Origin of the sequence: Citrobacter sp. CK191 (assembly GCF_030333435.1) — a bacterium.
Lineage (GTDB): Bacteria > Pseudomonadota > Gammaproteobacteria > Enterobacterales > Enterobacteriaceae > Citrobacter_B > Citrobacter_B koseri.
Map to the genome: position 1 here is coordinate 588653 of NZ_JAOWFX010000034.1, position 22780 is coordinate 611432.

General features: G+C 54.4%; 20 protein-coding genes. 7 read left to right on the forward strand and 13 right to left on the reverse strand.

Features of this window, described 5'->3' with window-relative positions:
- Positions 1 to 33: 33 nt before the first annotated feature.
- Positions 34 to 825: a DUF2950 family protein gene (locus tag OGV82_RS22450; protein WP_101744238.1), complete on the reverse strand. Its 792-nt coding sequence runs from the start codon at positions 823 to 825 to the stop codon at positions 34 to 36.
- A gap of 12 nt (positions 826 to 837) precedes the next feature.
- The gene (locus OGV82_RS22455; protein WP_101744237.1) at positions 838 to 2379 is read right to left on the reverse strand and encodes a DUF3300 domain-containing protein; all 1542 of its coding nucleotides are present in this window, start codon (positions 2377 to 2379) and stop codon (positions 838 to 840) included.
- Positions 2380 to 2779: 400 nt separating this feature from the next.
- Between OGV82_RS22455 and acnB the strand changes: the two genes are divergently transcribed.
- Positions 2780 to 5377 carry a bifunctional aconitate hydratase 2/2-methylisocitrate dehydratase gene (gene acnB / locus OGV82_RS22460; protein ID WP_047458888.1) on the forward strand — a complete coding sequence of 866 codons (2598 nt, stop codon included), beginning with the start codon at positions 2780 to 2782 and terminating at the stop codon, positions 5375 to 5377.
- 176 nt (positions 5378 to 5553) lie between these two features.
- Positions 5554 to 5916 carry a protein YacL gene (gene yacL / locus OGV82_RS22465; RefSeq protein WP_012134038.1) on the forward strand — a complete coding sequence of 121 codons (363 nt, stop codon included), beginning with the start codon at positions 5554 to 5556 and terminating at the stop codon, positions 5914 to 5916.
- A 33-nt stretch (positions 5917 to 5949) separates the two neighbouring features.
- On the opposite strand, the gene speD is transcribed toward yacL, so the two are convergent.
- From speD to OGV82_RS22480, 3 genes are all read right to left on the reverse strand, one after another.
- Positions 5950 to 6744 (reverse strand): adenosylmethionine decarboxylase, encoded by a 795-nt coding sequence (speD, locus tag OGV82_RS22470; protein ID WP_101744236.1) that lies wholly within the window; start codon positions 6742 to 6744, stop codon positions 5950 to 5952.
- Between the two features lie 15 nt (positions 6745 to 6759).
- The gene (speE, locus tag OGV82_RS22475) at positions 6760 to 7626 is read right to left on the reverse strand and encodes a polyamine aminopropyltransferase (protein WP_012134036.1); all 867 of its coding nucleotides are present in this window, start codon (positions 7624 to 7626) and stop codon (positions 6760 to 6762) included.
- Positions 7627 to 7744: 118 nt separating this feature from the next.
- Positions 7745 to 8092 (reverse strand): YacC family pilotin-like protein, encoded by a 348-nt coding sequence (locus OGV82_RS22480; RefSeq protein WP_012134034.1) that lies wholly within the window; start codon positions 8090 to 8092, stop codon positions 7745 to 7747.
- Positions 8093 to 8259: 167 nt separating this feature from the next.
- Between OGV82_RS22480 and cueO the strand changes: the two genes are divergently transcribed.
- The gene (gene cueO / locus OGV82_RS22485) at positions 8260 to 9801 is read left to right on the forward strand and encodes a multicopper oxidase CueO (RefSeq protein ID WP_101744235.1); all 1542 of its coding nucleotides are present in this window, start codon (positions 8260 to 8262) and stop codon (positions 9799 to 9801) included.
- A 147-nt stretch (positions 9802 to 9948) separates the two neighbouring features.
- On the opposite strand, the gene OGV82_RS22490 is transcribed toward cueO, so the two are convergent.
- Positions 9949 to 12339 carry a glucose/quinate/shikimate family membrane-bound PQQ-dependent dehydrogenase gene (locus OGV82_RS22490; RefSeq protein ID WP_200052919.1) on the reverse strand — a complete coding sequence of 797 codons (2391 nt, stop codon included), beginning with the start codon at positions 12337 to 12339 and terminating at the stop codon, positions 9949 to 9951.
- Positions 12340 to 12544: 205 nt separating this feature from the next.
- Here OGV82_RS22490 and hpt point away from each other — a divergent pair, with 205 nt between their 5' ends.
- A complete protein-coding gene (gene hpt, locus OGV82_RS22495; protein WP_024130701.1) occupies positions 12545 to 13081 on the forward strand; it encodes a hypoxanthine phosphoribosyltransferase in 537 nt (178 codons plus the stop codon).
- An 86-nt stretch (positions 13082 to 13167) separates the two neighbouring features.
- On the opposite strand, the gene can is transcribed toward hpt, so the two are convergent.
- A complete protein-coding gene (gene can, locus OGV82_RS22500; protein WP_012134030.1) occupies positions 13168 to 13830 on the reverse strand; it encodes a carbonate dehydratase in 663 nt (220 codons plus the stop codon).
- A 232-nt stretch (positions 13831 to 14062) separates the two neighbouring features.
- Between can and OGV82_RS22505 the strand changes: the two genes are divergently transcribed.
- The 3 genes from OGV82_RS22505 (at position 14063) to OGV82_RS22515 (ending at position 16300) form a co-directional block, all read left to right on the forward strand.
- The gene (locus OGV82_RS22505) at positions 14063 to 14989 is read left to right on the forward strand and encodes an ABC transporter ATP-binding protein (RefSeq protein ID WP_012134029.1); all 927 of its coding nucleotides are present in this window, start codon (positions 14063 to 14065) and stop codon (positions 14987 to 14989) included.
- Positions 14986 to 15756: an ABC transporter permease gene (locus OGV82_RS22510; RefSeq protein ID WP_012134028.1), complete on the forward strand. Its 771-nt coding sequence runs from the start codon at positions 14986 to 14988 to the stop codon at positions 15754 to 15756. The genes OGV82_RS22505 and OGV82_RS22510 overlap by 4 nt, the downstream gene beginning before the upstream one ends.
- Positions 15757 to 15859: 103 nt before the next feature.
- Positions 15860 to 16300: a PTS sugar transporter subunit IIA gene (locus OGV82_RS22515; protein WP_012134027.1), complete on the forward strand. Its 441-nt coding sequence runs from the start codon at positions 15860 to 15862 to the stop codon at positions 16298 to 16300.
- Between the two features lie 55 nt (positions 16301 to 16355).
- On the opposite strand, the gene OGV82_RS22520 is transcribed toward OGV82_RS22515, so the two are convergent.
- The 6 genes from OGV82_RS22520 to OGV82_RS22545 all read right to left on the reverse strand — a co-directional run bounded on the left by OGV82_RS22520 (position 16356) and on the right by OGV82_RS22545 (position 22768).
- Positions 16356 to 17471 (reverse strand): fimbrial protein, encoded by a 1116-nt coding sequence (locus tag OGV82_RS22520; RefSeq protein ID WP_101744232.1) that lies wholly within the window; start codon positions 17469 to 17471, stop codon positions 16356 to 16358.
- An 8-nt stretch (positions 17472 to 17479) separates the two neighbouring features.
- A complete protein-coding gene (locus tag OGV82_RS22525; RefSeq protein WP_012134025.1) occupies positions 17480 to 18088 on the reverse strand; it encodes a fimbrial-like protein in 609 nt (202 codons plus the stop codon).
- 18 nt (positions 18089 to 18106) lie between these two features.
- Entirely contained in the window at positions 18107 to 18673 is a 567-nt protein-coding gene (locus OGV82_RS22530; RefSeq protein ID WP_012134024.1) for a fimbrial protein, read from the reverse strand.
- Between the two features lie 26 nt (positions 18674 to 18699).
- Entirely contained in the window at positions 18700 to 19332 is a 633-nt protein-coding gene (locus OGV82_RS22535; RefSeq protein WP_101744231.1) for a fimbrial protein, read from the reverse strand.
- A gap of 27 nt (positions 19333 to 19359) precedes the next feature.
- Positions 19360 to 21960: an outer membrane usher protein gene (locus tag OGV82_RS22540; protein ID WP_101744230.1), complete on the reverse strand. Its 2601-nt coding sequence runs from the start codon at positions 21958 to 21960 to the stop codon at positions 19360 to 19362.
- A gap of 64 nt (positions 21961 to 22024) precedes the next feature.
- Entirely contained in the window at positions 22025 to 22768 is a 744-nt protein-coding gene (locus OGV82_RS22545; protein ID WP_101744229.1) for a fimbrial chaperone, read from the reverse strand.
- Between the last annotated feature and the right edge of the window lie 12 nt (positions 22769 to 22780).

Here is a 22780-nt window from a genome sequence, read left to right on the forward strand (position 1 = left end):
CCTTATCCGGCCTGTAATCTTTGATAACCGCTTTTACTCAACGGTCTGCCAGTGGGCATCGGCATTGAATTTATTGATTGTCGCGACGTTCTTTTCCGTCTCTCTTCCCAGGTTCGCCTGATACACCTTATCGTCCTGATTCACCATAAAGCTCATGACGCCCGTCTTCCCCCAAATTACCGGCCAGGCCAGCAGGGCGAAACCGTCCTTTTCGCTATCAGGAATAATGCGGAAATGGTAGCCGTGATAACCCTCACCGGGTGCCGAAGGACTGAATGCCGGGCCTAACGGGCTGGGCATCTCGCCGGGTTGTACCGGCCAGTACAGTCCATCCTGCTGACCTTTGCTACTGATGAGTTTTGTCGCGAACCTCTGTTTGCGTTGCCAGTAATCGTATTGGGCATCCACATAGGCGCGCATCGCTTCTATCGCCGACAGTTCATTGCGGCCGATGGCGCGGGTGAGGATCTCATCCTGAGCGGCCGCCATATCAAAATGCCAGCCATCAGCATCTTTCATCATCGGTACAGGCAGTTGCCACTCGTCGCGCCCGACGTTCAGGTGCGCGGTATCGCCTTGCTGCACGATACGGTGGCTGATTTTCCAGTCGCGGTTAAAGCGAGCAACGGCTTCGGGATCGGCGCCTTCCTGCGGCAGAAACTGTCGCCAGTTATCTCCCAATAGCGCAGTCAACTGCGCCTCGTTTTGCGTGACGACTGCGGTCGCGAACGCCGTTGCCGCGTCGTCAGGCGAAGGGAAGCGTTGTTGCGCGTAGCTCAACAACGGCAGCGACAGCAGCAGGGTGCTTAACAGGATTTTTTTCATCATCGACTCCGGTTAACGACGGCGAAATTCATGGCGCTCGGAAAGGTGTTCACGCGCAGCGGCACGCTGTTCAGTATTGAGATTGCCGACGTGACGACTCTGCTGGCCGCGCTGCTGCTGAGATTGCCAGGAGGGCGAACGGCTGTCGTTACCGCTGAACACATTGGCATGGTTCTGCCGGAAGGTCTGACGCTGCTGCGGCGTGGCGGATGCGACGCGCTGGTGAACGGTCTCCCGTTGCTGCTGTGACAGTGAATGTGACTGAACCGACTCCCTGTGAACGCTGTCTTGCCGGGTGTCGTAGCCGCGATAGTTATTCCGCTGGGCAATCTGGTTTAGCTGCTGCGAGGCCGCTTTGCGCTGGGCATCGCGGGACGTCGCGCCAGGCGGTTGGGTTTGCGTGGCGGGAGATGCGTGGCTGTGCTGCTGGAATTGCGCCATCGCAGCCTGGCGCTGGCTGTCACGGGAGGCTGGCGTCTGTTGAGTGGCGCTTAACCCGCCGCTGACATCGGTTTGATGAAAACGTTGGGACACTGCGTTGTTCTGATAGGGCACGCCGTTGCGATACGCCGGGTTGTGCTGCCAGGCCATTGTCTGCCCTTTGAGATTTTGCCCGGTAATGTGATTGAAGTTATTCACATTGATATTGATGTTATCCCCGTTGTGCTGGTAGCCATTGCCGCCGTGATGGTCGTTATCATCGTGGTGGTGATGGTCATCGTCGTGGTGATGATGATCGTCGTCCCAGTCGATGCTGCTGAACAACGCGTAGGTGGTGGCGACGCCGAGGCTATAACCAAAGCCTTTCACGAAACTGTCGGCGAATTGCTGTCCGGGAGGCGGCGGCACATACACGGGCGGGTAAGCGGTATTCGGCCAGGCGCCGTAAACGGTCGCGGGATTATAGTTGGGAACATAGACGACCTGTGGATCGGCGGGCTCAATTTTGATCACCGTCGGCGTCGTGCTTTGTACGTTAGCGTCGGCGCTCTGCTTCGGTGTGCTGCTAACCGTTTGCTGCGGCGTGGATTTCAGCGAGCCGGTTTGCTGAGCCAGTAAACGCAACCGTTGCACCGCGTCCATGACGTCCTGCGGCTGGGCCAGAAAAGCGTCGCCAAGGTTTTGCACCCACGTTGGGTTTTCGCCCATCAGCGCCATCAACTGGGGAAACGCCACCAGTGATTTCACGCTCGGGTCCCAGGGCTGACCGGAGACGGCCTGTATTGCCGCATCGCCTTGCAGGGTTGGGTTGTCATGCGACCACTGCACCGCCTGAACCACGTTCGCCGGATAGGTGGCGGCCATCAGCACCTGAGAAAGCAGTGAGTCAGGGTAGAGCGCTATCGGGGCGACCCATTGATCGATTTGCGCTGCGGTAAACGCGGCTTTTGCTTCAGGTTCCGCGGCGGCGGTCGGCTGCGGCTGCACGGCAACGGGAGCGGGTTGAAGCGGGGCTTCGGGCGTGCGGCTTTTTACATACAACACACCCGAAGCGGCAAATAACCCTGCGCTGCATACCAGCGCAATTACATGGGGCTTAAAGGGCAACGTCATTTTATCTCTCCCGATTCCTGAAGAATCGTCATGGTCATTATGCCTGCCGCCAGCGGGTGCGGTGTTGCGTGAGTATAGGGCGGCGGGAGTTTAATTTTTGACTAATATTGGGATCGCTACCGTCAGGTGATGATTAGCGTTCGAAATAATGTGAGCAAACGTTGCAGGGGAAAATGTCTCTTTCCTGAAAAGGCGAAGGGCAATAGACCATGCGTAACGATTCAGCCACTTTTTTATGTTGCTTTTTTGTAAACAGATTAACACCCCACTAAAATCCTGCTATTCTGCCCGTTGCGGTATCGGGCATTTACCCTACAAACTGCTGTCTCACAGGAGCGTGAAGAGAATCGCCCATATACAAAAGCGCCGCACTATGACAATGAGAGCGAGGAGAACCGTCGTGCTAGAAGAATACCGTAAGCACGTAGCTGAGCGTGCCGCCCTTGGGATTGTGCCCAAACCCTTAGATGCAACCCAAATGGCCGCACTTGTCGAGCTGCTGAAGACCCCGCCTGTGGGCGAAGAAGAATTCCTGTTAGACCTGTTAATCAACCGCGTTCCCCCTGGCGTCGATGAAGCCGCCTATGTAAAAGCGGGCTTTCTCGCTGCCGTCGCGAAAGGCGACACCACCTCCCCGCTGGTTACTCCAGAAAAAGCCATTGAACTGCTGGGCACCATGCAGGGTGGTTACAACATTCATCCGCTGATTGACGCGCTGGACGATGCCAAACTGGCGCCGATTGCCGCTAAAGCGCTGTCCCATACCCTGCTGATGTTCGACAACTTCTACGATGTAGAAGAAAAAGCCAAAGCGGGCAACGAATATGCGAAGCAGGTGATGCAGTCCTGGGCCGATGCCGAATGGTTCCTGAACCGTCCTGCTCTGGCTGAAAAAATCACTGTTACCGTCTTTAAAGTGACCGGTGAAACCAACACCGACGACCTCTCTCCGGCGCCAGATGCCTGGTCCCGCCCGGACATTCCGCTGCACGCGCTGGCGATGCTGAAAAACGCCCGTGAAGGCATTGAGCCGGATCAGCCTGGCGTGGTGGGGCCGATCAAACAGATCGAAGCGTTGCAGCAAAAAGGCTATCCGTTAGCCTACGTGGGCGACGTTGTCGGCACCGGTTCTTCGCGTAAATCTGCCACCAACTCCGTGTTGTGGTTCATGGGCGATGACATCCCGAATGTGCCGAACAAACGCGGCGGCGGTCTGTGTCTTGGCGGCAAAATTGCGCCTATCTTCTTTAACACGATGGAAGATGCGGGCGCGCTGCCCATTGAAGTGGACGTGAATAACCTGAACATGGGCGATGTGATTGACGTTTACCCGTACAAAGGTGAAGTCCGCCATCACGAAACCGGCGAACTGCTGGCGAGCTTTGAACTGAAAACCGACGTGCTGATCGACGAAGTGCGCGCGGGCGGTCGTATTCCGTTGATCATCGGTCGCGGCCTGACCACCAAAGCGCGTGAAGCGCTGGGTCTGCCGCACAGCGATGTGTTCCGTCAGGCGAAAGACGTGGCGGAAAGCGCTCGCGGCTACTCGCTGGCGCAGAAGATGGTGGGCCGCGCCTGCGGCGTTGCCGGTATCCGTCCGGGCGCTTACTGCGAACCGAAAATGACCTCCGTAGGCTCTCAGGATACCACTGGCCCAATGACCCGTGACGAACTGAAAGACCTGGCGTGCCTGGGCTTCTCGTCTGACCTGGTGATGCAGTCTTTCTGCCATACTGCGGCGTATCCGAAGCCGGTTGACGTAACTACGCACCACACGCTGCCGGATTTCATCATGAACCGTGGCGGCGTCTCTCTGCGTCCGGGCGATGGCGTAATCCACTCCTGGCTGAACCGTATGCTGCTGCCGGATACCGTTGGTACGGGCGGCGACTCCCATACCCGTTTCCCGATTGGCATCTCCTTCCCGGCGGGTTCTGGCCTGGTGGCATTTGCGGCGGCGACTGGCGTCATGCCGCTGGATATGCCGGAATCAGTGCTGGTGCGCTTCAAAGGCAAAATGCAGCCGGGTATCACCCTGCGCGATCTGGTACACGCGATCCCGCTGTACGCGATCAAACAGGGTCTGCTGACCGTTGAGAAGAAGGGTAAGAAAAACATCTTCTCTGGCCGTATTCTGGAAATCGAAGGGCTGCCGGACCTGAAAGTGGAACAGGCGTTTGAGCTGACCGATGCCTCTGCGGAGCGTTCTGCGGCAGGCTGTACCATTAAGCTCAACAAAGAGCCGATTATCGAGTACCTGAACTCCAACATCGTTCTGCTGAAGTGGATGATTGCGGAAGGTTACGGTGATCGCCGCACCCTGGAGCGCCGTATTCAGGGCATGGAAAAATGGCTGGCGGACCCGCAGTTGCTGGAAGCGGACGCGGATGCCGATTATGCGGCGGTGATCGAGATCGATCTGGCTGATATCAAAGAGCCGATCCTCTGCGCGCCGAACGATCCTGACGATGCGCGTCTGCTGTCTGATGTGCAGGGCGAGAAGATTGACGAAGTCTTTATCGGTTCCTGTATGACCAACATCGGTCACTTCCGTGCGGCAGGTAAACTGCTGGATGCGCACAAAGGCCAGTTGCCGACCCGCCTGTGGGTGGCGCCGCCAACCCGTATGGATGCCGCGCAGTTGACCGAAGAGGGCTACTATAGCGTCTTTGGTAAGAGCGGCGCGCGGATTGAAATTCCAGGCTGTTCACTGTGCATGGGGAACCAGGCGCGTGTGGCTGACGGGGCGACGGTTGTTTCTACCTCAACCCGTAACTTCCCGAACCGTCTGGGAACCGGGGCGAACGTCTATCTGGCTTCTGCGGAACTGGCGGCGGTTGCGGCGCTGATCGGCAAACTGCCGACGCCGGAAGAGTACCAGACCTACGTTGCGCAGGTGGATAAAACCGCCGTGGATACCTACCGTTATCTGAACTTCGATCAGCTTTCCCAGTACACCGAGAAAGCCGACGGCGTGATTTTCCAGACCGCGGTGTAACGGCTCCGACCTGTTCTGCGTAAAAACGCATCAATGCCCGGTGAACCTTGCGTCACCGGGCATTTTTATTTCTATTCCTTCCGCCCGTTCCGCTTTTTTTCTTCCGTTGTGCTGCGATAATTACAGCATGGGCGCAATGCGGTAATGGCGCATTGCCGGGAGCAGAGGAACACATTATGGATTACGAATTTCTGCGCGATATTACCGGAGTGGTAAAAGTGCGAATGTCCATGGGCCACGAGGTGGTGGGGCACTGGTTTAACGAAGAAGTGAAAGAGAACCTGGCCTTGCTTGATGAAGTGGAACAAGCGGCGCGTGCGCTAAAGGGCAGTGAGCGTTCCTGGCAACGGGCGGGACATGAATATACGCTCTGGATGGATGGCGAAGAGGTGATGGTTCGCGCTAATCAACTGGAGTTTACCGGCGACGAAATGGAAGAGGGGATGAACTACTACGACGAAGAGAGCTTATCGCTCTGCGGCGTGGAGGACTTTCTTCAGGTTGTTGCGGCTTACCGTCATTTCATTCAACAACGCTAAATACGGTGGAGCCTCCGTGCTCCGCCGTTACGCTTATACCGCAGGGATATTGCGGCCGTAGTAAATCTCGCGCATCTCTTTCCACAGCGCAGCGGTAATCTCTTTGCGCTCGGTTTCCGTCAGATCTTCCGGTTTAGTGTGGAACATGTAGTGCTTAAGATCGAACTCTTTAAGCAGCATCTTGGTATGGAAGATATTTTCCTGATACACGTTCACATCCACCATGTCATACAGCGACTTCATGTCGTCGGACATAAAGTTCTGAATGGAATTAATCTCATGATCGATAAAGTGTTTCATGCCGTTGACGTCGCGGGTAAACCCACGCACGCGGTAGTCGATGGTGACGATATCGGACTCTAACTGGTGGATCAGGTAATTCAGCGCCTTCAGCGGGGAAATCACGCCGCAGGTCGAAACTTCAATGTCGGCGCGGAAGGTGCACAATCCGCCTTCCGGGTGGCTTTCCGGGTAGGTATGCACGCAGATATGGCTCTTATCCAGATGGGCGACGACGGCCTCGGGCAGCGGGCCGGGATGCTCTGTTTTGTCGATAAGCTGTGGGTCGACCAGCTCTTCGCTTACCAGAATAGTGACGCTGGCGCCCTGGGGTTCATAATCCTGGCGGGCGATATTCAGGATATTCGCGCCGATGATGGAGCACGTCTCTGACAGAATTTCCGTCAGGCGATTGGCGTTATAGAGTTCATCGATATAGGCAATGTAACCATCGCGCTCTTCTGCGGTTTTGGCGTAGCAGATATCGTAAATACAAAAACTCAGACTTTTGGTCAGATTATTAAAGCCATGCAGTTTCAGTTTTTTCAATTTCTTATCTTCTCCTTAGGACGACGGTGTTGCGAGCGCGTCTTGCAAATACTGAGGTAAGGCAAAAGCTGCCGTGTGAACAGACGGATTGTAGTAACGGCATTTCAGGCCGGAGGTATGGAAACGCGCCTGAATAATCTCGGTTGACAGGTGGCGCAGCGCGTCATTGTCCGTCGCCCACGCGAAGGTCATAATGCCGCCGTAGTAGGTCGGAATGGCTGCCTGGTAGAAGCTGACATCGCCAAAGTAATGGCTGAGCTTGCGGTGGCTGTCAATGGCTTCATCCTGTTGCAGGAAGCAGACGCCGTTCTGTGCGACAAAGATCCCGCCAGGATTCAGACAGCGCTTGCAACCTTCATAGAAGGTTGAGGTGAACAGACTCTCGCCGGGGCCGATCGGATCGGTACAGTCGGAGATGATCACATCAAAGGTCTGGCTGGTCTGATTCACGAAGTTAACGCCATCGTCGATCACCAGATTAAAACGCGGATCGTCATAGCTGCCTGCGTTGTGATTCGGCAGATACTGACGGCAGAAAGAGACCACGCCTGCGTCGATCTCCACCATCGTGATGGTTTCGACATTTTTATGCCGTGTCACTTCACGCAGCATTGCGCCGTCGCCGCCGCCGATGATCAGCACATGTTTCGCGTGGCCGTGTGCCAGCAGCGGAACGTGGGTCATCATCTCGTGATAGATAAACTCATCGCGCTCGGTGGTTTGCACCACGCCGTCCAGCGCCATTACGCGGCCAAACGCGGCGTTCTCGAAAATAATCAGATCCTGGTGATCGGTTTTCTCGTGATACAGCACGTTGTCCACGGCAAAGTACTGACCAAACTGGTCGTGTAGCGTTTCATGCCACTTCGTATTTTCGGCCATTGGCTGATACCTCCATTGTTAACACCCGTAAAAAATGGGCGCAACATAATAGCTAACAATGACCGATGATGCACGGTCATTATTTCAGCAATAAGGTATCCGTTGGGTATAACGCGAGTTATTTTACGTAGGCCAGCAAACTCAGGGAATCGCGCGCCAGCGCTTTGCATTTTTTGGCGACGGGAATACCGATGCCGCTCAGATCGCGGTAGCTGTCTTCACCGAGGGATTTCATGTCGAAGGAGTCGTAATTGCTGAGGTCCCACTGGTTTTGCTGGGCAAAAAAGACCAGTGCGCGACGAATCTGACCGTTCGGGAGATTCTGGTAGCCGCAGTCATTTTTCAGAAAGACGAACACCGCCGTTAAATCTGCCATATCTTCGGCTTCGGATTCACTGAGCGCATAGCTGTTTGCGCATACGGCCATCAGGCTGCCGAACAACACTGTTCTGAAAAACGTCTTCATTGCTTCTACCACTGCATCACGGAAATTAAACGTTAGCACACTGCGGGCGAGGCGACGACATTTATTATTGTATCCGACGGGCGTCTGTGACTTGACCTTCCCGTAAGGGGAGGGTCTATGCTCAAAGGTCAGACTGCGTCCCGCCGGTTGAAAATAAGGAAGTGATTATGCAACGTCGTGATTTCTTAAAATATTCTGTGGCGCTTGGGGTCGCATCGGCACTGCCGTTGTGGAGCCGCGCCGCGTTTGCTGCGGAACATCCCGCGTTACCCATTCCCGATCTTTTAACCGCCGACGCGCGCAATCACATTTCGCTGATTGTCAAAGCCGGACAGTCGACCTTCGCGGGTAAAACGGCAACGACCTGGGGTTACAACGGCACGCTACTCGGGCCGGCGCTAAAACTGCGCAAAGGTCAGCGTATTACCGTGGATATTCATAACCAGCTTGCCGAGGAGACGACGCTGCACTGGCATGGGCTGGAAGTCCCCGGCGAGGTGGACGGCGGCCCGCAGGGGGTGATTGCGGCGGGCGGCAAGCGCTCCGTCACCTTCACGCCTGAACAGCGTGCGGCAACCTGCTGGTTCCACCCTCATCAGCATGGGAAAACCGGTCGTCAGGTGGCGATGGGACTGGCGGGCCTGGTACTGATTGAAGATGAAGACATTGGCAAACTGCTCCTGCCGAAACAGTGGGGGATAGACGATGTGCCGGTGATTATTCAGGACAAACAGTTTTCTCCTGACGGACAAATCAATTATCAGCTGGATATGATGACCGCCGCCGTCGGGTGGTTTGGCGACACGCTGCTGACCAACGGGGCGATTTATCCGCAGCATGCTGCGCCAAAAGGCTGGCTGCGTCTGCGCCTGCTGAATGGCTGCAACGCGCGTTCATTGAACATCGCTACCAGCGACAACCGCCCGCTGTATGTTATCGCCAGCGATGGCGGCCTGCTGGCGGAGCCGGTGAAGGTAAACGCACTGCCCATGTTAATGGGGGAGCGTTTCGAAGTGCTTATCGACATCAGCGACGGCAAAGCGTTTGAGTTGATGACGTTGCCCGTCAGCCAGATGGGGATGACGATCGCGCCGTTTGATAAACCGCACCCGGTTATGCATATCCAGCCGCTGGCGGTCACGGCCTCCGGCACTTTGCCGGATACGCTGACCACGATGCCTGCATTGCCTTCTCTTGATGGCCTGAAGCAGCGAAAACTGCAACTGTCGATGGACCCGATGCTCGACATGATGGGTATGCAGATGCTGATGCAAAAGTATGGCGATCGGGCGATGGCGGGAATGGATCATGGGCAGATGATGGGGCATATGAATCATGGCTCAATGGATCACGGCGGGAAGTTCGATTTCCACAATGCCAATAAGATCAACGGCCAGGCGTTTGATATGACGACACCGATGTTTGCCGCCGCCAAAGGGCAGTATGAGCGCTGGGTTATTTCCGGCGAAGGCGACATGATGCTGCATCCGTTCCATATTCATGGTACGCAGTTCCGCATCCTGTCGGAAAACGGCAACGCTCCGGCGGCGCATCGCGCAGGCTGGAAGGATACGGTGCGGGTTGAAGGCGGGATCAGCGAGGTGCTGGTGAAGTTTGATCACGAGGCATCGCAAGAACATGCTTACATGGCGCACTGCCATCTGCTGGAGCATGAAGATACAGGCATGATGCTTGGCTTTACGGTATAAACATGCCGGATGGCGCTGGTGCTTATCCGGCCTACAGTCTCGGTTTTACGGTATAAACATGCCGGATGGCGCTGACGCTTATCCGGCCTACAGTAAAGTGAGCATCCTGTAGGCCGGATAAGGCGAAGCCGCCATCCGGCATAAACGTTACTGCGCGTCGTCAGGCAGAGCGTACGCGACAATATAGTCGCCCATCTTCGTCCCGAACGAACCGTGACCCCCGGCGGAAATCACGACATACTGCTTACCGTTGACTTCATACGTCATCGGCGTTGCCTGACCGCCTGCGGGCAGACGGCCTTCCCACAGTTTTTCACCATTGCTCATGTTGTAAGCGCGCAGGTAGTTATCTGCGGTCGCGGCAATAAACAGCACGTTGCCAGCGGTAGATATTGGGCCGCCCAGCATTGGCATTCCCATATTGAACGGCACCTTAAACGGCATCGGGAACGGCATGCTGTCCTGCGGCGTACCAATACGTTTTTTCCAGACAACTTCGTTGGTTTTCAGATCCAGCGCGGAGATGTAACCCCAGGCAGGCTGTTTACACGGCAGACCAAACGGCGACAGGAACGGGTTCAGCGTCACGCCATACGGTACGCCATACTGCGGCTGAATACCCGATTCCGAACCGGTGCCTTTGGCATCTTCCGGCGGCTCCATCGGATTACCTGGGCCGCGTGGGATCAGTTTAGAGACAAACGGCAGCGCCATCGGGTTGGCAATCGCCACCTGACGGTTCGGATCGACGGAAATGCCGCCCCATTCGAACATACCGAGGTTGCCCGGGAAGACCAGCGTGCCTTTTTCTGATGGCGGGGTAAAGATCCCTTCATAACGCATCTGATGGAACATCACGCGGCACACCAGCTGATCGAACATGGTGGCGCCCCACATATCCGCACCGGTCAGGTCTTTCGTCGGACGGAAGCTCAAATCAGAGAACGGCTGCGTTTTGGTGACGTAATCCCCTTTGGCCGCGCCCTGTGGCACCGGTTTTTCCGGGGCAGGCACCACAAGCTGACCATTGCGACGGTCCAGCACGAAAATATTACCGGTTTTTGCCGGGGCGTAGATGACCGGAACGGTTTGCCCTTTCACGGTGATATCCGCCAGCGTCGGCTGAGACGGCATATCCATATCCCACAGATCGTGATGAACGGTCTGATAGCTCCAGGCCAGTTTACCGGTCGTTGCATTGAGCGCCAGGATCGAGCTGGCATAGCGCTCCTGCTCTGGCGTACGGTTGCCGCCCCAGATATCCGGGGTGGTGACGCCCATCGGCAGATAGACCAGATCCAGCTTCGCGTCATACGCGGCTGGCGCCCAGGAGTTTGGCGAGTTTGGCGTGAAGTGGTGCTCATCCGACGGGATCGCGTTCGGGTCTTTCGCACCGGGATCGAATGCCCACAGCAGTTTACCGCTGTTCACGTCAAAGCCGCGAATAACCCCGGACGGCTCGCGGGTAGAGAAGTTATCGGTGACGGCGCCTGCAATGACGATCACCTTGTCGGTTACGACCGGCGGTGACGTGGGTTCATACATGCCCGGCGTAGTGACCGGCATATTGGTTTGCAGGTTCAGAATGCCGTTGTTGGCAAAGGATTTGCACAACTTGCCGTTGTCTGCGTTGAGGGCGAAAATACGGCCATCGTTCACCGGCAGAATAATGCGGCGTGGGCAGTCTGAAACGACATCCGGCGAGGCGTTATCGGCCGTGGCTTCATGATAGGAGACGCCACGGCAGGTGACATGCTGGAAGCTGGGATCGGTATTGAGCTGCGGGTCGAAATGCCACTTCTCTTTCCCGCTCGCCGCGTCCAGCGCGAACAGACGTTGGTGGGCGGTACACAGATACAGCGTATCGCCGACTTTAATCGGGGTCACTTCGTTGGTGATTTCACCCGGATCGTTCGGCTGCTTCAGATCGCCGGTACGGAACACCCACGCTTCTTTCAGGTTGTGGACGTTATCAGCCGTGATCTGCTTCAGCGGAGAGTAGCGCTGCCCTTCCTGATTGCGGCCATAGGCAGGCCAGTCCTGGTCCGCAACCGGAGAGATCGGTTCGGCAGGCACCGCGTCCGCGCTTAGCGTACCGTTGATCTCTTGCGGGTCGTTGAAGCCAGCCCAGGTGAGGATGCCGCCGCTTATCAGCAGGGCAACCACCAGCGCACTGACAGCGCCGCTGGAAGGGACGCTCAGGCGATGCCAGACAAACGGTAAAATCAGCCAGATGCCGAAGAAGACCAGAATGTCGCTACGCGGGGTCAGCGCCCAGAAGTCGAAGCCGACTTCCCACACGCCCCAGATCATAGTGGCGAGGAGCAGGGCGGCATACAGCCACAGCGCGGAACGCTTGCTGCGCCATAATAGCCCGGCGACGCCAAGCATGACGATGCCCGCAATCGGGTAGTACCAGGAGCCGCCGATGGCGACCAGCCAGCCGCCGCCGATCAGCAGATACAGCCCGCAGAGTGCAGCGAAGAGGGCTGTCAGCGTCACGAGAAGCCGTGGCGCTTTTGCGTTGTTATTTGCCATAAAAAGATACCATCTCAATTTGTTAATTTTTTAGTAGCAATTAATTATAGGATTTAACAAGTGTGATCGTCATCACAAAATGAGCTTTATTAACAGATGCCGCGAATAAATACTTTTGCTGGTATACTGCGTGCCTTGCGCTTCGATGCTGTCTTATCAAGAGCAGGCATGAAGTGATTTGTTTTTAAATCATATGGTTAGAGATATGAAACATACTGTAGAAGTAATGATCCCCGAAGCGGAGATCAAAGCGCGCATTGCCGAACTGGGTCGTCAAATTACTGAACGTTATAAAGACAGCGGCAGTGACATGGTGCTGGTAGGTCTGCTGCGTGGCTCATTTATGTTTATGGCGGATCTGTGCCGCGAGGTACAGGTGTCTCATGAAGTCGATTTTATGACCGCCTCCAGCTACGGTAGCGGCATGTCCACCACTCGCGATGTGAAAATTCTCAAGGACCTGGATGAAGATATCCGTGGCAAGGATGTGCTGATTGTCGAAGATATTATCGATTCCGGGAATACGCTGTCGAAAGTGCGGGAAATCCTGAGCCTGCGTGAGCCAAAGTCTCTGGCGATTTGTACGCTGCTGGATAAGCCGTCTCGCCGTGAGGTTGACGTCCCGGTTGAGTTTATCGGTTTCTCGATCCCGGATGAGTTCGTTGTGGGTTACGGCATTGACTATGCTCAGCGTTATCGCCATCTGCCGTATGTTGGTAAAGTGGTGCTGCTGGACGAGTAAGAACGTTGTGCCGGATGGCGCTACAGGTGCTATGTCCGTAGAAATGTAGGCCGGGTAAGGCGTAGCCGCCACCCGGCAATACACGTTTACTTGTGGTTAATATGCTTTTTGCTGAGGTTTGAAACCCCCCGACGATAGCGCTGTTCCAGCGTTTCACGGTTGGTCGCCGTGACTTCCAGATCGCGCAGCAGGCCGTCGTGAATACCGTAGGCCCAGCCGTGAATCGTCACTTTCTGACCGCGTTTCCACGCGGACTGCATGATGGTTGAGTGGCCCAGGTTATATACCTGTTCCATCACGTTCAGCTCGCACAGGGTATCGATTCGACGCTCCTGCGGCATTTCTCCGAGTAATGAGCTATGTTTGAACCAGATATCGCGAATGTGCAGCAACCAGTTGTTAATTAACCCCAGTTCCGGGTTTTCAACAGCCGCCTGGACGCCGCCACAACCGTAGTGACCACAAATAATAATGTGTTCAACTTCCAGTACATCGACGGCATACTGCACCACGGAGAGGCAGTTGAGATCGGTATGAATAACCAGGTTGGCAACATTGCGGTGAACAAATAATTCGCCCGGCTCAAGGCCGGTTAAACGTTCTGCGGGAACGCGGCTGTCGGAACATCCAATCCATAGAAAGCGCGGTTTCTGCGCTTGCGCCAGTTTCTCAAAAAATCCGGGATCCTCTTCCACCAGCATTTTTGACCATAGTGCATTGTTGCTGATGAGTGTATCTATGTCTTTCATGGAGGTTAACGACCTGTAACCAAATAAGTGCGTTGGGCTAATATAGGGCAACTCCGGGATTATTTAAACCATATACTCGTCATTCTTCACGTTGCAGGTGCGTTGGCTTCCTCGCTCACCCCGGTCACTTACTGGTGTAAGCTTCCGGGGATTCACTGCGTTGCCGCCTTCCTGCAACTCGAATTATTTAGAGTGTAAATAAAGTGTAAGAACGTAAGGTAAGTAAAAATTCATGACCATTGCACTGGAACTTCAGCAACTTAAAAAAACGTATCCGGGCGGCGTTCAGGCGCTCCGTGGGATCGATTTGCAGGTTGAGGCGGGTGATTTTTATGCGCTTCTGGGGCCAAACGGGGCGGGGAAATCAACCACCATTGGCATTATCAGCTCGCTGGTTAACAAAACCTCCGGGCGCGTCTGCGTCTTTGGTTACGACCTTGAAAAAGATGTGGTCAACGCCAAACGCCAGCTTGGCCTGGTGCCGCAGGAATTTAACTTCAACCCGTTTGAAACCGTCCAGCAGATCGTCGTCAATCAGGCGGGGTACTACGGCGTTGAGCGTAAAGAAGCCGTTGCGCGCAGCGAAAAGTACCTGAAACAACTCGATCTGTGGGAAAAACGTAACGAACGTGCGCGTATGCTCTCCGGCGGGATGAAGCGTCGTTTGATGATCGCCCGGGCACTGATGCATGAGCCGAAACTGTTGATTCTGGATGAACCCACCGCAGGGGTGGATATTGAACTTCGCCGCTCAATGTGGGGCTTTTTGAAGGATTTAAACGACAAAGGCACCACGATTATCCTGACGACGCACTATCTTGAAGAAGCGGAAATGCTGTGTCGCAACATCGGTATCATTCAGCACGGCGCGCTGGTGGAAAACACCTCGATGAAAAATCTGCTCTCTAAGCTGAAATCCGAGACGTTTATTCTCGATCTGGCGGCGAAAAGCCCGCTGCCGAGGCTGGAAGGCTATCAGTACCGTCTGGTGGATACCTCGACGCTGGAGGTCGAAGTATTGCGGGAACAGGGCATCAATAGCGTCTTTTCGCAACTGAGCAGCCAGGGCGTTCAGGTTCTCAGTATGCGTAACAAGGCAAACCGCCTGGAAGAACTGTTTGTCTCTCTGGTGCATGATAAAAAAGGAGATCGCGGATGATGCAGCTGTATTGGGTCGCGCTGAAAAGCATCTGGGCGAAAGAGATTAACCGCTTTATGCGTATCTGGGTGCAGACGCTGGTGCCGCCGGTCATCACCATGACGCTCTATTTTATTATCTTCGGTAATCTGATTGGCTCACGCATTGGCGAGATGCACGGTTTTAGCTATATGCAGTTTATCGTGCCGGGCTTAATCATGATGGCGGTGATCACCAACGCGTATGCCAATGTGGCCTCATCCTTCTTTAGCGCCAAATTCCAGCGCAACATTGAAGAACTGCTGGTGGCGCCTGTCCCGACGCACGTCATTATCGTCGGATATATTGGCGGCGGCGTGGCGCGCGGGCTGTGCGTAGGGGTTCTGGTTACGGTGATTTCGCTGTTCTTTGTGCCGTTCCAGGTACACTCCTGGGTGTTCGTGGCGTTAACGCTGGTGCTGACGGCGGTGCTGTTTTCGCTGGCAGGGCTGCTGAACTCGGTCTTTGCGAAGACCTTTGATGATATCAGCCTGATCCCGACGTTCGTGCTGACGCCGCTCACTTACCTGGGCGGGGTGTTTTATTCCCTGACGCTGCTACCGCCGTTCTGGCAAGGATTGTCGCATCTGAACCCGATTGTCTACATGATCAGCGGCTTCCGCTATGGTTTCCTGGGCATTCACGACGTACCTCTGGTCACTACGTTCGGCGTGCTGGCCGTGTTTATCCTGGCGTTTTACCTGCTGTGCTGGTACTTAATTCAGCGCGGACGCGGCTTGCGCACGTAATGTTTTTCCTCTCCTCCGCCGGGGGGAGAGGCAGACTTTGACGTTTATCACCCTTACTCATTTATCACACTGATAAACTACTTGCTTGCTAAGGAGGTAGGCTATGTTGGGTTGGGTGATTACCTGTCATGACGATCGCGCGCAGGAGCTACAGGATCGTCTGGAAGAAAAACATGGCCCGCTGGCGCAGTGCCGGGCGGTGAACTTCTGGCGCGGTCTGAGTACCAATATGCTCAGCCGTATGATGTGTGAAGCATTACACCAGGCGGATTCCGGCGATGGGGTGATCTTTTTAACGGACACGTCCGGCGCCGCGCCTTATCGTGTGGCGTCGCTGATGAGCCATAAACATTCCGGCTGCGAAGTGATTGCCGGTGTGACGTATTCATTGCTTGAAGAAATGCTTGCCGCGCGGGAATCCATGAGCAGCGCGGCGTTCCGTGACACCATTGTTTCTCTCGGCGCGCCCGATGTCACCAGTCTCTGGCATCAACAGCAAAAAAATCCGCCTTTTGTGCTGAAGCATGATTTGTACGCGTACTGACGGTCAATTCGTGGAGGCGATGATGCGGCTGACAGGCAGTCAGCCGCAGGGAACGTTATTCGTAGCTGAGGGTGAAAGTACCGACGGTTTCAAAAGTGCCGGCTTTAATTGTACCGATTTTGATTAACTGCCCGGTGAAATCCAGACCAATAGATTCATGATACCACTCACGATTTCCGCTGTAGGTGATACCGACACGCTCCGAACCGTCTACCTTCATTGTTTGTGTGTTGTTATTGATAATGGAACGAATTTTTACGCCCACGCCCTCGGCGCTCCCTGAAGAGTTGGTGAGAATCGTATTGTCTGCGCCATGATTGCCGGTCAGGGTGACGGTAACGGTCGTCAATGAGCAGCGGAATAAGTTAAACGTAAACGGCTTTTCTACCGACTCGCCCGTTTTTTCGAAATCGGAACGGTAAAAGTCGCCAAAATCCACGTCCCGATCGTATTCGTCATTATTTATCCCCATCCCCTGGCAGGTCGGCTCCATGACGGAAAACGCCATCGATGCTCCACTCATCATAAGGTCGAGATCGTTTTGCCCGGCATCTCCTATGTGCAGAGTACCGATTTTCCCTGGCAGCGCGTTCCCGTCCGTCTGACCATTTCGGGGGTGGTAGTCTGGCGTCTGATACATCGTGACGAAGATATCCCAGTTGCGTGTTGCGCTAGGCCCCGTCCAGGGGGCATCGCCATGGCTTGGGAAGGTTGACGTTCCTCCGGGCAGCGGCAGGTTTAAATCCAGATCGTTAGTGTTGTTGCCGTTGTGGCAGTTCCCGATACACCTCACGGAATAGGTGTAAACAATGCCGGGAATCGAGGTTTTGAGCAGCCCGGTAGGGCCATTTGACCCCTGAGTGGTATAGTGATCCCACAAATTGGCATCGGTAGGGCCGGTCAACGTTACGGCATTGCTCCCATTACCTCCGCATGTGATGGGCGCCGCTCCCTGGAATAAAGGGAAATCACCCTCCATAGACTGAGGGTTCATAATGATGAGCGGCGTATCAATGCCTCCGATGGGGCCAATGAGCGTTCTGGCAGTCCAGAAAGACGGTATATCGGCCTGCTGTGTCGTAAAATGACATGCGGTGTCTGCTAACGCTTGCCTGGCGAAAATGGAGAGCACGCAAAATAATAGCGGCAGTAAATAGCGTAATTTCATCATAAATCCCTTTACTGATAGGTTACATTGACCACCACATTGCTGGTCACCAGTCCGTTGCCGACATCGCCCGTGTTCTGGTAACGGGCGTAAAACACATAATCTGCTGGAAAGAGCGGTGCCGCTTGCCCGCTAAGGTCATACGCTACGTCGGAACTGCCATCGCTATTCAATACGTTCGTGTGGTGTGTGGCGGAAAAAACAACCACACCGACATTTCTGGCCTGATCGCTGACCGCGTTATTGATAAATACCTGGCTGTTGTCGGGGTTTATACCGAATTGCGGTTCAAATCGAAAATGAAGCTGCTGGCTTCCTTCGCTTCCTGCTGGCGGCACGTCGCAGTTGACAACCTGAATGGTAAACGTTGTACCGCCAGCGTCCGTTTCCGGCCGCAGGCGATCGCTGTTGTCCGTATTGTAAAACCAACTGCGCGTGACGGTTGGCAACTCGACATTACCGCCATTTTCCAGGCTTACTTGGCAGGTATTGGCCAGAATCTTCGCCTTAAAATTGACGTCCATTCCGCTGTCGTCAGCCTGACTGACGACAGGCCACAGTCCTGCCAGGCCCACCAGCAGGGCGAAAGTAAATCGCATAAAAAATAGTGTCTGTCGCATAGTTGCCCGCTGGCTACATTACTGGTAGGTGACTAAAAAGGTGATAAGCGACGTCGCTTCACCTGTTGTGATATCAGCGGCTGTTTTACCATTCGCAACGACCCAGCGAGCCACCAGAGGATAGGTGTAGCTTTGGTTCATATTCTTCGAACCAAACGAATGCGTCAGTACATTCGAAGGGTTGCCCGTCTGGCAGGCTAACTGGGTGCCTGAGTCTGCGGCGGTTTCCCAGATCTCAACGGCGGTATTCGTGGCGCCTGTTGTCGCGTAGGAGTCGCCGGAACAGGTATTGCCTGCCCCTGGCTGAGCCGCCACGGTTGTGGTTAACACGCCCGCGCATTCGGTCAGTGCGATATTAAAGGATTCGGTACGCGTACCGACTTCGTTCTTATACAGATCGCCGAAGTCAATCGTGCTGGTCGGGCCATCTGCATCCGTCACCTGGGTGTTACAGGTGCCGGGGAGGATCTCAGTGGTAAAGATAGCCTGCAACTGATTGGTGCCTGTCACCGGGGCGGCGTGGGTCAGGCCGCTGAATAATCCACCAGCTACCGCCAGCGCGAGAAAAAGAGAATTAGATTTCATTATGATGCTCCGTTATATCGCAGGAATTATTCATAGCTAAAGTTAAAGGTTGCTGTTGCCTGGAAGGCGCCAACCGCCGGGGTTGTACCGGAGATCCTTGTCGTCACCAGACGCGCCACAAGGTCGACCTGTTTGCTGTCTATTTCAGCAGGACTCCATTTAATTACCTCGGCATCGTTATCTGAGGTCTCCGTTTCGTTGGCAAAAATAGCAAAATAGCTGGTTGGCGCACTGACACGAGAGAATTTCAGGCCAACCCCGGTGGGGCCTGTCTCACCCGTACCGGGGAGGAGGATGGTTTTCGGCGTACCGCCGTCGTAACCGGAGGTCGTGCCGCTGATGGAGGCTTTAATTCCGGTTACGGATTCCGGGCAGTTTTTAATTTTCAGGGCGAATTGCGCCATCGTTGGCCCTGACGCTGCCTCGCTGGTCTGGTATTTAATGATATCGCCCAGCGACACTTTGCCGTCGGCGCCGATGATGATGGTGGAGCTACTGTCCGAGTCATTAATCGTCATATCACAGGTTGTGTCCCGGATATTGGCTCGGAAGGTAATGTCGATGCTGTCGCCGTTGTCTGCATGAACGGATGAACACACCGCCAGCGCTAACATAGCGACAGGTAAACTGCGGAGATATTTATTACTTTTTAAAGTCATTAAGGGAACTCCCTGTAGAAAAATAACTTATTGCATATGACAGAGTTGATTGTTCAGGATTGTGGTTAATCCTGCCTTTTGTGCGCTGTCGGTAATGTGATAATTCACCGTACAGGCGCTACCTGCTTCTTTACCCCAGACAACTCGCAGGGTGCCCTGATCTTCTACGCCGCGCACATAAGCCTGCCCGGCCTGACCGACGGCGCCGACCAGCTCGCCTTTATCGGTCAGGACGTCTGCGCCGAGTGGAATAAAGCCTTTATCGTTGCGTAGAAGTTCAAGGATGAGAGAACGACCTTCGTCGGTTTCGAAGTTGACCAGCACCACGGCGCCATCACGCGGGACGATGGTTTCACTGGTGTTTTTGACCTCGACGTCGGCGTCCAGAGAACTGATATTCAGCCCAACGCGGTTCTCACGGTAAGCCGAGGCATACGGCATAATCGCGTATCCTGAACGACCTATTTCACCTTTGCCGTAACCGAGCTGCGCGCCTTTTGCGCCGCTGGCATGAACCAGAATGATGGGGCCGGTGTCACTTAATGTTCCTGGCGCCATCGTCAGGCCGCCAGTGTGAACCACCATGCCGCCGCTATAGTTGGCGGAATATTGTTTGCTGCTGTCATCGCTAAAAGAGGTAGAGACTGACAGGGGGCCATACGGACTGCTCCACGAGCCGTAACCGCTGATCTGATTCAAATCGCCATAATCACCGGTATTGCTTGCCGTACTGATGGAGTAGTTAATCTTACCGTCTTCAGTATTACCGCTGGCGGTGTTGTTAAAGTTGGCGCTGCCTTCCATATCCGTACGCGCGCTCATATTGACGTTGTTAAAACCGGCAATATTTTTACGTTCACTGGAGAACGTGCTTAACGGAATGCTGACGTTGAGATAAACGCTGTCATCTTTTTCGCCATCTTCATCATAGGTACGCTGGAGCGAGATGCTGTAGCTGCCATAGCGGAAGTCATTGCTGTAACCTGCGCTGTAGTTTGAGGTGGAACCACTCTCATTCCAGTAGTCTTCCCAGGTACCGGTGACATAGAGCGAGCCGTAGTTTTCACCATTGAACGCCAGCGGTTGACTGACGCTAATCTGAAACTGGTTTTTCATACGCTGATAGTCAGAATAGAGTTCGTCGCTGGACTCATATGACTGATTCTTATAGCTGCCGTATTTCACGTCGTCCTGTAGCGCGGCGGCGTCCCGCAAGCTGAGGTAGTCTTCCGTCGAGAAACGGTATGCCGCCACATTGAATGAGGTGTCGGTGGTTTCGATGACCTTGCTGTACGTCAGGCGATAGCTTTGGCCGGTCAGCGTCCCCAGCTCGTCAATTTGTGCATGTGACTGCGTGACGTCTAACGCGAAGGCGCCGATCGCGGTGTTCATCGCCACGCCAAGCAAACCGGCGTAAAAATCCATGTCGCTGTACTGCACGCCCGCGTAGCCGGTAAAGGTGTTGTTGAGACCGTAATACCAGGTGGCGTAACCAATGTTCGGTCTGTCATGCAGCGAATCGTCGTTCAGTTCGCCCGCGCCAAACTCCCAGCGTGAGGTTCCCGGACGCATCATCTGCGTAACCGAGGAAAAAGGAACCGTGAAGGTTCTCTTGCTGCCGTCAGACTCTTCTACAGTCACCTGTAGATCGTTACCGTAGCCGGTGGTGCTGAGATCGCTCAGTTCAAACGGGCCTGGCGGTACGGTGGTTTCATAAATTTTGCTGCCGCTTTGCATGACGGTGACTTTGGCGTTGCTGTTGGCGACGCCACGAATGACCGGTGAGTAGTTGGTACGGCCTTCCGGGCGCATGCGATCGTCGCTGTACAGGCGCATCCCGCGCAGGCTGACGGAGTCGAAGGTGTCGCCGTTGGTGTAGGTTTCGCCCGCCACAACCTGCGCGGTTAACGCCGGAATGTCGCGCTGGAGGTAAATGTCCTGGCTGGAGTAATCCGAACCGTTGTCTTTATCCCAGTTGTAGGTGCCGCGGGAGCGCAGCCGCCATGCGCCCAAATTCAGCCCATATTGCAGACCGGCGTAAGCCGTGTCGGAATTATTGCCATCGCTTTCGCTATGCCAGGCGTTGAGATTGTACGACAGCAACGCCGCCGGAATACCTGCATCCCATAATGATGGATCGACATATCCCGCCGGGCGTTTGAGAACGTAAAGCTGCGGCATCGTCAATTCCAGGGTGAGTTTTGAGGTATCGAAATTCACCGACGAGTGGGGGTAATATTTTTTGATATCAATACAGGTTGTATCATCGTCGGAAATAGTATTCCCCAGCACGCTACTATCAACGCCCGCTTGTTTCAGCAACAATGCGGTAATACACGGCGTGGCGCGTGGCGTTCCGTTATCTTTAAATTCGATGTTTTGCGTCGATTTATTTTCACCGTTCAGGCTTATTTTCGCCCGGTAGGTTCCCGGTAATATTGGATTACCCTGAGCATAACGGCTTACATCGACTGCACTCCCCATATTCAGCAGGAATTGATCGTTAAACTCTACCATTTCCTCTGAGTCGGGAGCAGAGGACTGTGCAGGCGTATTTCCCGCCGCATGAACAGAGAACGGCAATGCCGCACTAATGGCGAGACATAATAGAGATCGTCGAAAAATCATAACAAGTCCAGTCGATTAAAGCGGGTTGCCGTTATATAAGAAGAAAAAATATATTTTTAATTTATTAATTAACGTTGGCGGTGAGTTTTTCCGTTCCGCCAAAATCATTGATAGCGATATACACCACTTCTCCGCTGGCGTTATTCGTTAATCCTTTAACCGTCATGGTTTCGCTGGAGAACGGCTTAATCGACTTACTGTCAATTTCATACTCTTTGGCGCCGACCTTAAACGTTGCGCTGGAGAGTGAAACGTTATAGGGCGAGTCGTTACGGCCAACTAAAGACAGGGTGTTGCCCTGGCGCATTTGCGACCATTTAACCTGCTTCATCGCCTCACCTGGGGTGCCTTTTAAGCCGTCCGGGCGGAAAAATAGCTTAATACGGGTACGGAAAGCGAGTTGCAGTTGGTTCTGGCTTTCGCCGTCTTTCGCCGTTGCTTTTTTGGGAATTTCCAGCACGTTAAACCAGAATAAGGATTCCCGATCCTGCGGCAGCGGCTGCTGTAAATATGTCACACGCACAGACTGGCCTTTCCCTGGATCGATGCGTGAAATGGGCGGGGTAATGACAAAAGGCAGTTTTAATTCCTGCGGGTTAACGTTCGGGCTCCCGTCATCCAGCCAGATCTGAAGTAACAGCGGGTTTTTGCCTCGGTTATCCAGGTTCACAATCACATCTTTCATGGATTGTTGATATACGATGCGTGTGCCGGAGATAACCACGTCGGCGCATGCCTGAAACGAGGCGATGCCGATCATGGCGGCGGTGAGGGTTTTTAATCCGGTTTTTAACGTCAGGCTGAACATAATGCTACCCAC